Here is a 12,304-nt window from a genome sequence, read left to right as displayed (position 1 = left end):
TCTTCATCCATGAGCCTGAAGGCCAGAATCAACAACTATGCGAAGGAACATGGTATTGCAGCACAAGTTGTCTTGCAGAACTACATGTTCGAACGATTCTTGGAACGTTTATCCAACTCTGAGTTCAAAGACAAATTTGTAATCAAGGGAGGAATGCTTATTGCAACCATTGTGGGCTTGGATATCCGCTCAACCATGGATTTGGACACAACACTCCGTAATTTGCCCTTCGCAGAAGATCAAATAATGCATACCATCCAAAGCATCTGCAGTGTGGATTTGGATGATGAAGTCACTTTTTCTATTGTTTCCGTAACATCTATCCGCAAGGATGACCGCTACGGCGGTTTTTGTGTTCGAATCGATGCAAGATACGACACAATCACAACACCTCTTTCAATCGACATCTCTACCGGAGATGCCCTGACACCTTCCGCCGTGCATTATGAATTCAGTGGAATGTTTGATGAATCTGTCCGTATCAGTATTTGGGGTTATAACATAGAGACGGTTATGGCAGAGAAAGTTGAGACTATTCTAAGTCGCGGTATTTTCAGCACGCGTCCGAGAGATTATTATGACATGTATATATTGGGCACCACACAAAAGTATGACAAAGCACAATTTTGGGAAGCTCTATCTGCTACGGCTACTCACCGAGAAAGCAAAGCTACCCTGGCCAATACAGAGGGAATATTCAACAACATTTCCGAAAGCCCAGATCTGCGTGAAAGATGGAGAAAATATCATAGTAAATTCCCCTATGCCCAAAATATTACTTATGAAGCGATTATCGGAATACTTCACAGCCTGCTTTGGCCGCTGCCTTCCTGACTAGCCAAGCCATTGAGTACCAGCGAGCAACTCCACATGCAGGCAGGCGATATTCTGGGCATCAAGATATTGGACCATCTGATCTTCGGGGAGGAGGGCTTTCTTTCCATGCTGGAAGGTAATTTGTTCTAAGAGAAAGACAATTATCCAGGTGCACCCCCCGCTGTAGCCACAAATCACCTCTTTTTATGGTGGGGGTTACACCTGGTTTTTTTCAAATGTATATAAAATGCAAAACAGTCTGTAGACGTAAGGAAGATTAGGAAACAACAGCTCTTGTCCAAGAAAAGCAGCAGGTTTGACGCTTATGGGACGATGTGTATGATATCTAATAGTTATACACACCTTTCTCAGGAGGCTGTGATGCGGACGAATATCGTCATTGATGACCGGTTGATGAACGAGGCTTTTATGGTATCTGGCTGCAAAACGAAAAAGGATGCAGTTGAACAAGGATTGAAACTCCCTTTTACCATGAAAAAGCAAGAAAAAATCCGGGAACTCAGGGGTACGTTATCCTGGGAAGGAGACCTTGAGGCAATGAGGATCGACGTATGATCGTCGTAGACACCTCGGTATGGATTGATTATGTGAATGGGGTACGTACTGCCCAAACCGATATCCTGGACAAAGCATTGCAGGAGAGTCGGGTTGTTACGGGTGATTTGATAATGGTGGAGTTTTTACGAGGATTCCGGGACAACAATCAATTCCAGATTGCCAAGAAGCTTATGGATGCTCTAAAGTATTATGACTTTGTCGGAAAAGAGATGTCCATCAAGGCGGCACAGAACATCCGGTTGCTGAGAAAGAAAGGCGTTACCGTACGCAAGACGAATGATGTCCTTATTGCAACGTTCTGCATTGAACATGGATTTGAGCTTCTTCACAATGACAGGGATTTTGAGCCGATGAAAGAGATTCTTAGTTTGCAAGTAAAAGACTAGTGTTGTACCAACTATAGCAAGAAGTTATCCTGGCGCCGATGTCAGTTCAAGGCCGAAATCCGATGGCTTGCCAGGTTTCCTCTACATTGACAATAAAACCTGATCCTATGTATGTTTCACTCATTGGTCTGAGGTAATCGGATTAAGGAAAGCTTGTTTCCCAACAGAGTGAAAAGCGAGTTTCAACACTTTTGGCAAGTATTAAACGGAGCAAGATTGTGGCTTTGAAACATACATTTCCAAAGATCCCAATGCGAACGATGCTGATTATTTTTGGCGTAATTATACCTTGGTATATCCTGACTTCTTGTCAATCAAGTGTAAATGAGTATGAAACTCGTCCAGCTTTGTCTTTCTCACAAGTGAAAGAATTTGGGCTGGCAGGATGCCTTGACTACTATGCAGTACCTGGATGTGCATGGGCGGTCATTGACGATCAAGGAGTTACGACCGGTACATTGGGGGAGACCTTCATTGGATCAGGGAATCCTATAAAAGCCACCCACCGCTTTCAGATAGGATCATTGGGTAAATCATACACTTCACTGATGGCGGCACAATGTGTTGAAGCTGGATTGATCAATTGGGATACTAAAATACTTACTGTGTTTCCAACTTGGCAAGAACATATGCACTCCGCATACAAGGACATCACACTTGCTGATTTATTATCTCACAATCACAGCCTTCAGCCATTGAACGCACACCAAACTCAAATTGATGAAGCAGGAAATCTCATCTATGAAGATATCCCCAATTTTTATGGATCCGACTCTGAGCGCCGCAGAGATTTCAGTAAATACGCATTGTCATTGGTACCAGTTGAGACAGAAGGCGTGAATTACGGGAACGCTGGCTATATCATTGCCGGTTGCATGCTTGAGGAAGTGACCGGAAAAACATGGGAAATCCTCGCACAAGAACTTGCATCTGACTTGGAGATTGAGATCGGCTTTGAACGGCCAAACCGCATCGGCCCTTCACAACCATGGGGTCATCGTCTGATAACTAATAAGCGATTACAACCAGTCGCAGCATCTGAGCGGGAAATATATAATGATCCTCTTTCTTCGCCCGCAGGTAACATCAATGTAAATATTCTGGATTTTTCAAAATACGTAAGGCAATTCATGAATGGGCTACATACGGTTGATGGCATCGTTAAAGCTGAAACTTTCAAGTATTTACTGATGGGAAGAAACCCCTATGCCATGGGATGGTATAACGACTTTACGACAGACTCAATATTCTATCATTATGGGAGCGAAGGGACTTTTTATTGCCACATGATGATATTTGCGAATCTGAATGCCGCAATAATTATTTTCACCAATGCCAACAATGAGGATACCACGGTGAATTTCATTAATGATATCAGAAACTATCTTAAATATACCTATATCTATGGTTCTGATAGTTAGTTAATGGCCTATAACGAACTATGACCATTATCTGATGTAGTGCAGTACGAGCGGACATTCGGGTTGGATCTCAAGAAGAGGACCTTCCACGGATTCATCCTGGACGGACCCGAGCCCCTGAGTCATAAATCAAGCTTAACAAGGCCAGATCTCTCAAGCCTTGTGCGGTACGTTGGTTCGGCATCCTTAGCAGGAGTCTCAGTCCATCGACGGTCAGGTAGTTCATTGTCTTTGCAGCAGTTCTCTTGAACCGGATCCACAGTATCCTGTTACATGTAGACAGATGCTCGGGACATCTGAACTGAACGAACCTCAAGCATGAGTGAATGGCTGAAAGCCTCTGGTTCCTGGTTGCTGCAGAGCAGCCTCGCTTGTCCTCAACCCATGAAAGGAATCCTTGGACTTAGGGTAGCTCTGTGCCGCCAGGACTTCTCATGCAAGGCTCTATACCCATATTGGACATGCTATTCCTGTGGGCAATGGATAATCATAGATGGTAGGGATGCTACTACCCTACGCTGAAATCCTCACCAAGTGAGACTCCTTCAGCAAGTCCATAATGAGTTCATGACCTTTTGCACTGGGATGTATACCATCTATACAAATGAGAGAACTACAGTTCCTTCTTGCCAAAAAGCCGCTACGGATATCAATAAGCTGTGTTTGTGTCGCTAAAGCAACGGTTGCTACTCGTAACGAGTAGAGTTCTTGGTATCGTTCGATATTATATATATCGCCGAGCCAATCCAGAATTCGTTTTCGATCCAAGCCGCCTCTACAGATATGGTCGAGATACCTATCGGAATTGATGGGAGGGAGTGTCATAAGAATCGGTTCAACCGCAATTGCCCTCAATTTAGCTATCATCGCCTTCAGCGTCTGACCGAACGCCAGCAACGGTGTCTTTGGCTGGTGTTCGCCGTTCGGCTGTGCCGAGACTTCATCCCAGAGGAAATCACAGTCATTCCCACCATACTCGAGCAGCACGCTGTCACAGTCCAATCCCTTGCCAATAGCCTTCTGGAGTAACTGCATACCTTTTGTGATCGTGCAACCAAACATAGCACTATTTTGGAATTCGATACCAAGGGTCATCCCGAGTTGCTCGAATCCATCCTGCTGAAGCGGCACATAGCGATTGTCTTCTTCACTATATACAACCCCTTTCAATATTGAATCTCCGAAAATGCGAATTTTTTGAATATCTTTGCTCATGGAATTTGCACATCCAAGCACTATAAATACATAGTATAGAGTTACAATGCTGAGAACCATAGCATGGATGTACCATATAGGTTCGATGAGACCTCCTAAGACAGCTGGTATGAACATACTATGCTTTGGAAGTGACGACTTTTTTTTGAAGAAAAAAAAGATGAATGGTGAATGAGCAAATATGCATAATTGGTCAGTCTGATTAGTAGTGACTGTTTCAAGAAGTATGCGCTCGGCAACCGCATTGAGCACATCTGCTTGGATATATGTGTACTTGATGAGTTTGAATTTACCAGGGTATTACCATATTTAATTGATACAGTTCAATGAGTTGCATATGTTTAGACAAAAACCAGCAGCTCACATCAAAACTTATATTTTTCATAACCAAGCCTTATGTGCTGTTGCGCACAGACGTGATTTGATTCCAAGTATATCTTTAGTATTACAGGGTACTGAAGCAAAGTAGAACTTCCATACCACACCTGAGCATTGTTCAAAACTTTCCGTGCTGATTGATACCTTTTTGCAATTGCATCAATTGTCCAACTAAAAGCAGTCCTCATAGCTTCAAACTTTGCTTCGGACGCTTGGGAAAATTGAGAATCCAATCTTCGGAAAATGGTCATTGAATCTATAGATTGAAAAAAATGATCGTACTATTCCAAAGAAATACATATCGCCAAGGAGGTTTGTAGTGAGCAGAAAATCACTTGTTTCGATTCTTGTTTTGAAGGTTTTCCCCACAGACAGCCTGATTGGAATCGAAGCGAAATTGCGAGTTTGACACAAGCAACACTTGACAACACCAGAGGCAGAAGGTCTGGTGATGTCCGCTTTTTTTTTATTGAGGGACTGTACATCAGCTGTATGGACGAAAATCCAACAATCGATTCATCCATGAGCCCTGCAAGGTATCAATTTCACACAACCCAAATATGGGAGGAGGTGCGTGAAATCCCTTGATGACTCCAACGGCCGCCAGGAGAGAACTGCAAACCATGTTCTGTCCCAGGCAAACAAGTAATCAGGAGTAATTTCATGACCAAAAGAAGAACGTATACGAAATATGTGACGATCATTGCATTAGTCACAATGCTCACATTCCTATGGGGATGTGCAGCGGACATCGCCCCACCCCCGGTGGATGTGACTGGAATCACAGTCACAGGAGCAGGTGATGCAATCACGGTAGCCAATGGTTCAACATTGCAGATGAGTGCGGCAGTGCTCCCCTCCGATGCAACCGATATGAGTGTAACATGGTCGATTGTGGCAGGAACAGGAACAGCCACCATCAGTGAAGCAGGTCTACTTACAGGAACAAGTACTGGAACAGTAACCGTGAAAGCAACTGCAAACGATGACTCTGCCTTTGTGGGAGAACTAGAAGTCACTGTGAACGCCGCCGTTGTGCCGCCTATTGATGTGACAACTATTACAGTCACAGGAGCAGGTGATGCAATCACGGTAGCCAATGGCTTAACATTACAGATGAGTGCAGCAGTACTTCCTGCCGATGCAACAGACAAGAGTGTTGTTTGGTCAGTTGTAGCCGGAACGGGAACAGCCACCATCGGTGAGACAGGTCTGCTTACAGGAACAGCAGTTGGAATAGTCACCGTGAAGGCGACGGCCAATGATGGTTCAGGAATTGTGGGAGAATTAGCAATCACCGTGACCACTTTCGCTATTGATGTGACAACTATTACAGTCACAGGAGCAGGTGATGCAATCACGGTAGCCAATGGCTTAACATTACAGATGAGCGCAGCAGTACTTCCTGCCGATGCAACAGACAAGAGTGTTGTTTGGTCAGTTGTAGCCGGTACGGGAACAGCCACCATCAGTGAGACAGGTCTGCTTACTGGAACAGCAGTTGGAATAGTCACCGTGAAGGCGACAGCCAATGATGGTTCAGGTATTGTGGGAGAATTAGCAATCACTGTGACCGATCCTATCGCACCCGTTATTGATGTGACAACTATTACAGTCGCAGGAGCAGGTGATGCAATCACGGTAGCGAATGGTTCAACATTGCAGATGAGCGCAGCAGTACTCCCCTCCGATGCAACCGACAAGAGTGTTGCTTGGACAGTTGCAGCCGGAACCGGAACTGCCACCATCAGTGAAACAGGTCTGCTTACAGCAACAGGCATGGGGACGGTCACCGTTCAGGCAACGGCCAATGATGGTTCAGATATTGTCGGCACCTTAGGGATTACCATCACTGAAAAAGTGATCAGTGCCAAGGCAATCACTGGCTTGACTGCTCCGGTAACTGGAGAGAGCCCGGTCATTGCAATTACAAATACTGAAGAGTATACCAGCAGTAGTGTGACATGGGCCAAGGCTGATACCACAGTATTGGCACCAGAGGGCACGTTCGAAGAGGATACAGTGTACATAGCTACCATCACGTTGGTACCTGTAGCTGGATATACCCTGACCGGTGTCACCGAGAATTTCTTTACTGTTGACGAAGCTACAGCGACCAACGATATTGACCTTGGGGTGGTAACTGCGGTATTCCCTGCAACAGTAGCAGCTCCGATAGTGCCCCTGACCAGGGTGGATATGGGAACAGCGGATGATTTTGTAATACTGGCTAAGACCGGGATTACTACCACCGGAGTAACAGCGATTACCGGAGACCTGGGAATAAGTCCTGCTGAGAGAACATCCGTTACTGGTTTCGATGAGATTCTCTCGTTGGACGGAACGTATGCTACATCCGCTCTTGTGCTGGATGGAGGAAAAATCTATGCTTCAGATTTTACTACACCCACTCCAGAGAATTTGAGCGCTGCGATTCTTGATATGAGAACCGCTTATGACGCCATAGTAGCATTGCCGAACCCGAGACCTGAACTTATTGCCAGCGGTGCAACTCTTTACCCCGGGCTCTATAAATCGATTCCTGCAGTGGATCTCTCTGTAAACCTTACGCTGGATGCAGAAGGGAATGAAGACGCTATTTGGGTTTTCCAGATAACTGGCGCCCTGAATGTAGCTGCAGAGGTAGAGATTGTATTGGCCAATGGAGCAAAGGCGGAAAATATATTCTGGCAGGTTACAGGAGCTGTCAGCTTGTTGGCAAATTCCAAAATGAAAGGAATTGTCTTGGGTGAGGGCGTAATTGCTCTTACAGCCGGTGCTTCAATCACAGGTAAGTTACTGGGTCAAACCAATGTAACTCTCATCGCAAATACGGTTACAGATCCGTTGTTTGTGCCTATTATTGAATAGTAGGACTCATCTCGTTGATACTGGATAACGAGAAGTAAAACCATTTCATCAAGAGATGGCGCTGGGAGGAATACCCTCTTGGTGCCATCTTTTTCTTGTTCTGTATCAACCCATGCAGATAGAGAACTTCACAAGAGATGAATATCACGATCGAGCATCGATAGGCTCGGTTTTATCGGGTCGAGAAAAGGAGAAGAACGCGGTCATTTCTGACAGCTGTTTCATACATTTTTCAAACGGTACTCATAATCAAATAGAGCAACGGTCGTTGTGGTTTACCACCGAGTACTGCAGGCTCCACCAAGTTGGAGATCCTCAGATTCTCTGGAAATTCCCATGGAATAACTACTTATAGACAATTTTAATCGTTCTATAGAGATATTCAGCCTTTTAATATTGGCCACCAGCCAAGAAAAATTGATAATTTTTCTCTATACGCTCCTTCCCTTGCTTGACAAATGAAGGCTGAAGCTCACATGCTAAACATCATATTTTCCCAAGGAAATAAGACTCATTCAGGAGGACCCAATGAACGGTATAGTTATGCTCGTTCTGTCCATCGTCGTACTTGTAGGTGCGTATCTTGTCTATGGTCGGTACCTGGCAAAGAAATGGGGAGTTGATGCAAAGCGCAAAACCCCGGCCATGGAAATGGAAGATGGAGTGGACTATGTACCTACCTCCAGACAAGTGGTCTTCGGACACCAATTCGCTTCCATAGCAGGAGCCGGACCGATCAACGGCCCCATTCAAGCAGCCATCTTCGGGTGGGTCCCCGTTCTCCTTTGGGTACTCGTGGGAGGAATATTCATCGGAGCCGTCCAGGACTTCGGTTCCATCTTCGCCTCGGTACGCAACAAGGGCCGCTCCATCGGCTATATCATCGAACTGTATGTCGGCAAGCTGGGAAAGCGTCTCTTCCTGCTCTTTGTCTGGCTCTTTTCCATCCTGGTCATCGCAGCCTTCGCCGATATTGTTGCCGGAACCTTCAATGGCTTCAATGCCGATCTCTCCCATAACGTCATCAATGGTGCAACCGCCACCACCAGTACCGCTTTCATCGCAGTGGCGGTTGGACTTGGGTTCTTCATCCGATTCCGCAAACCCACTAACATGGTTACGACGTTGGTGGCCATCCTCTCCTTGGTAGCATGCATACTCTTCGGCCTGGCTTTCCCCCTTTACATTCAGAAAACCCTCTGGTTGTATCTGGTGTTCGCCTACATCATGGTGGCCTCGGTGGTCCCCGTATGGGCACTGTTGCAGCCACGGGACTTCTTGAACAGCTTTCTCTTGGTCTTCATGATAGCAGCCGCCGTGGTGGGTATTTTTGTAGCAAACCCAACGATCAACCTCCCTGCTTTTTCCGGCTTTTTGGTAAACGGACAACAGATGTTTCCCATCCTCTTCGTTACCATCGCCTGTGGTGCTGTCTCCGGGTTTCATAGTCTGGTAAGCAGTGGAACCGCCTCCAAGCAAATACGCAATGAAAAAGACATGCTCCCCATTGCCTACGGAGCCATGCTCCTGGAATCCTTGGTCGCCGTCATCTCCCTTATCTGTGCAGGAGCGGTATTTTCCAATGGAGCCCTTCCCGCCGGTACTCCTCCCCAAATCTTCGCCATGGCGGTTGCAGGCTTTTTGGCCAAGGCAGGCATCCCTACCCTTGCAAGCAATACCATCATCACATTGGCGATCAGCGCATTCGCCCTGACCAGCCTTGATTCAGTAGCAAGAATTGGTCGACTCTCCTTCCAGGAACTGTTCATGGACAGCAGCACCGATGAAGAACACATGGGCGTTTGGCAACGAGCACTTACCAACAAGTATGTTGCAACCATTCTCACCCTGCTCTTTGGTTACATGCTGTCGGTGAATGGATACGCAAAGATCTGGCCGCTTTTCGGCTCCGCCAACCAACTGGTAAGTGCCTTGGCTCTGTGTGCGATTGCCATTTTCCTGAAAAAAACAAGCAAAAAAGGCTCAATGATCTGGATTCCCATGTTCTTCATGCTTGGTGTCACCTTCACTGCATTGACTCAGATTATCATCGTGCGTTTCACCAGACTGATCAGCGGCAACTTCCAGCTCCTTTCTGATGGCATGCAACTCATCTTTGCCATTCTGCTTGTCGGATTGGGTTTGGTCATCGCATGCAAGTCAGTCCACACCTTGTTCTTTGATGCAGACAAGAAGGAGAGAAAAGCTGCTGCTTGAGCACCTTGTAACTGAGTACTGAAACACCAAATTCGTCTGGAATCACAACAGCATGCACTGTAGTTGAAATTCTGGAGCATCAGGCGGGGGACTTTGTGTCCTCCGCCTTTATTATCCAAATGCATGGGTAAGGTTGGTTTCCAAACGGGGTTGCTCTGCGTCGAAACACTTTACCCATACCTGAATACCCCCGTCGTTTCTTATCGTCCATCCAGCACATACACAGGTTTCTAGGCAAGGTTTCCCATGCTACAGTATAGCTGTAGATTTTCAATCTATGTTTGCAGAGAACGATGGACTGCAGGAGCAGGGAGCGAGCGATAGCGGACTATTCAATATTCACAATTCCAGACTCTTCACGTATAAACCCAAGGAGCGTACACAGTGCCCAAAAAGTCAGAAACTCAAGATAGCAGGAAAACACAAAACCCACGACAGAAAACAATACGCGGCTATCTCTCGGTACACGCGAAGGGATTTGGGTTTGTCATCGTAAAGAAAGGCACAGATATCTTCATCCCGGTGGAAAACATGCTCAATGCCATGGACGGGGACCTTGTCTTGGTTGAGATTATTAAAAAGGTACGCGGCAAGAGCCCCAAAGGGAAAATCATACAAATTCTCACCTTGCACAAACAAGAAATCATTGGAGTCTATAAAAAGGGCAAGGAAGGCGGGTCTGTTATTCCCAGCGACGAACGATACAACAATCCCATCATCATACCCAAGGACAAGAGTGGAAGTATACCGAAGAATGGCGATCTGGTTGTGGTAATAAGAACGAAGTGGAATGAAGATGATCACACGTTTTTGGGAACCATCGTCGATACGCTCGGAAAGCCGGAAAACAAGGGAATGGATCTTCTTATGGTTGCCCGAAACAACGATCTGAAGATTCCATTTCCCAACGAGGTGACAAAAGAACTCTCAGCTCTTGCTGATTTTGATATGCAGAACGAAAGCAAAAAGCGTGAAGATTTCCGTTCTACCCCTTGCTTTACCATCGATCCGGAATCAGCAAAAGACTTTGACGATGCAATATCTCTTACGCAATTGGAAAACGGGCGTTTCGAACTCGGTGTCCATATCGCAGACGTCTCCTACTACGTGCCTGAAAAGTCTGCAATCGACAAAGAGGCGTACGAACGGGGGACTTCCGTCTACTTCGTAAACAACGTAATCCCAATGCTCCCCGAGCGTCTGTCAAACGATCTCTGCAGCCTCAAGCCGCACACCGACCGCCTCGCCTATTCGGTGATCATGGAAATTGATTCCCGGGGTATTGTACAGGACTATCGATTCAGGGAAACAATCATACGCAGTGCACAGCGTTTCACCTATGAAGAGGTTGAAGAGATAATCGAAGGCAAAAAGCATGCTCATGCAAAAACCATTCATCTCATGGTCATGCTGTCTCTCATACTTCGCAAAGCAAGAGAAGAGATGGGCTCAATAGATTTCGATATCTCCGAACCAGCCATCTCCCTCGATTCACAGGGAGTTCCCTATGCCATCAGGCCACGCGAGAGAATTGAAGCAAATCGCCTTATTGAAGAATTCATGCTTGTTGCCAACCGCATCGTCGCCCATCATATTGCAACGCAAGCTATCGAAAAGCCGTTTGTCTACAGAGTCCACGAGAAACCCGATGAGCAGGCCATACGAAGTTTTTTTGAACTTCTTGAGCGGATGGGGCTGAAATACCAGCTTGATAAAGAACTGGAATCTGATGACTACCGAAAAATCCTTGATGTCATAGAAAACCTCGACTATAGATATTTCATTGAAAAAGTTGCACTCAGATCCATGTCGAAAGCCTACTACAGTACAAAGAACGAAGGGCACTTCGGCTTGGCTTTTAGTGCCTACACCCATTTCACCTCACCGATTCGAAGGTATCCCGACCTGGTGGTTCATCGTTTGCTGAAATACTATACAAGCCTGGAAAAAGGCAAGAAAAAGCTGACGGGATCTGATTCCGCTGCACTGCTTGCAAAGCTTGAGTCCATCTGCAAACACTGCTCGCAACGGGAAATTCGAGCAACCCAGGCTGAACGAGAATTCATCAAGCTCAAGTCGATGGAATTTCTCTCATCGAAGGTCGGAGAGAGTTACGACGGAGTCATCTCCGGTATGGCGAGTTTCGGGATGTTTGTTGAGCTGTCTCACTATGCCATTGAGGGTTTGGTGCATGTGTCCGAGCTCAAGGAAGACCACTACGAGTATGACAAGGAAGAATACACACTTACGGGAAGGAATACAGGAAAAGTCTATCGTGTGGGCGATACGGTCAAGATAAAGATAAAAAGTGTATCCAAAGAGGAAAAACGAGCCGACTTCATACTTGTGTAGTGCGATGGATCGCTACGAATAGGTGCCACCCTATACCAAGACCTTGAGGTGGAGAATATCCATCCATGC

General features: G+C 46.1%; 9 protein-coding genes. 8 read left to right on the top strand and 1 reads right to left on the bottom strand.

The genetic code is table 11. The features are described from left to right. Nucleotides 1–9: 9 nt before the first annotated feature. The 5 genes from MUG09_RS04100 (at nt 10) to MUG09_RS04080 (ending at nt 3,202) form a co-directional block, all read left to right on the top strand. Entirely contained in the window at nt 10–834 is an 825-nt protein-coding gene (locus MUG09_RS04100; RefSeq protein WP_244773826.1) for a nucleotidyl transferase AbiEii/AbiGii toxin family protein, read from the top strand. A 36-nt stretch (nt 835–870) separates the two neighbouring features. After that, nucleotides 871–966: a JAB domain-containing protein gene (locus MUG09_RS04095; RefSeq protein WP_244773825.1), complete on the top strand. Its 96-nt coding sequence runs from the start codon at nt 871–873 to the stop codon at nt 964–966. A 231-nt stretch (nt 967–1,197) separates the two neighbouring features. Then, the gene (locus MUG09_RS04090; protein ID WP_244773824.1) at nt 1,198–1,392 is read left to right on the top strand and encodes a type II toxin-antitoxin system VapB family antitoxin; all 195 of its coding nucleotides are present in this window, start codon (nt 1,198–1,200) and stop codon (nt 1,390–1,392) included. Then, entirely contained in the window at nt 1,389–1,781 is a 393-nt protein-coding gene (gene vapC, locus MUG09_RS04085) for a type II toxin-antitoxin system VapC family toxin (protein WP_244773823.1), read from the top strand. The genes MUG09_RS04090 and vapC overlap by 4 nt, the downstream gene beginning before the upstream one ends. Before the next feature lie 218 nt (nt 1,782–1,999). Next, a complete protein-coding gene (locus MUG09_RS04080) occupies nt 2,000–3,202 on the top strand; it encodes a serine hydrolase domain-containing protein (protein WP_244773822.1) in 1,203 nt (400 codons plus the stop codon). Between the two features lie 513 nt (nt 3,203–3,715). Here the strand turns inward: MUG09_RS04080 and MUG09_RS04075 are convergent. Further along, entirely contained in the window at nt 3,716–4,417 is a 702-nt protein-coding gene (locus MUG09_RS04075; protein ID WP_244773821.1) for an SGNH/GDSL hydrolase family protein, read from the bottom strand. A 1,095-nt stretch (nt 4,418–5,512) separates the two neighbouring features. Here MUG09_RS04075 and MUG09_RS04070 point away from each other — a divergent pair. The 3 genes from MUG09_RS04070 (at nt 5,513) to rnr (ending at nt 12,235) form a co-directional block, all read left to right on the top strand. Beyond that, complete coding sequence (locus MUG09_RS04070) at nt 5,513–7,666, top strand: ice-binding family protein (protein WP_244773820.1); 2,154 nt, start codon at nt 5,513–5,515, stop codon at nt 7,664–7,666. Between the two features lie 528 nt (nt 7,667–8,194). Then, the gene (locus tag MUG09_RS04065; protein ID WP_244773819.1) at nt 8,195–9,883 is read left to right on the top strand and encodes a carbon starvation CstA family protein; all 1,689 of its coding nucleotides are present in this window, start codon (nt 8,195–8,197) and stop codon (nt 9,881–9,883) included. 384 nt (nt 9,884–10,267) lie between these two features. After that, complete coding sequence (rnr, locus tag MUG09_RS04060) at nt 10,268–12,235, top strand: ribonuclease R (protein WP_244773818.1); 1,968 nt, start codon at nt 10,268–10,270, stop codon at nt 12,233–12,235. Nucleotides 12,236–12,304 lie beyond the last annotated feature (69 nt).

The sequence above is a fragment of the Sphaerochaeta associata genome, assembly GCF_022869165.1.
GTDB classification, from domain to species: domain Bacteria; phylum Spirochaetota; class Spirochaetia; order Sphaerochaetales; family Sphaerochaetaceae; genus Sphaerochaeta; species Sphaerochaeta associata.
This window is presented reverse-complemented; position numbering and strand designations above follow the sequence as displayed.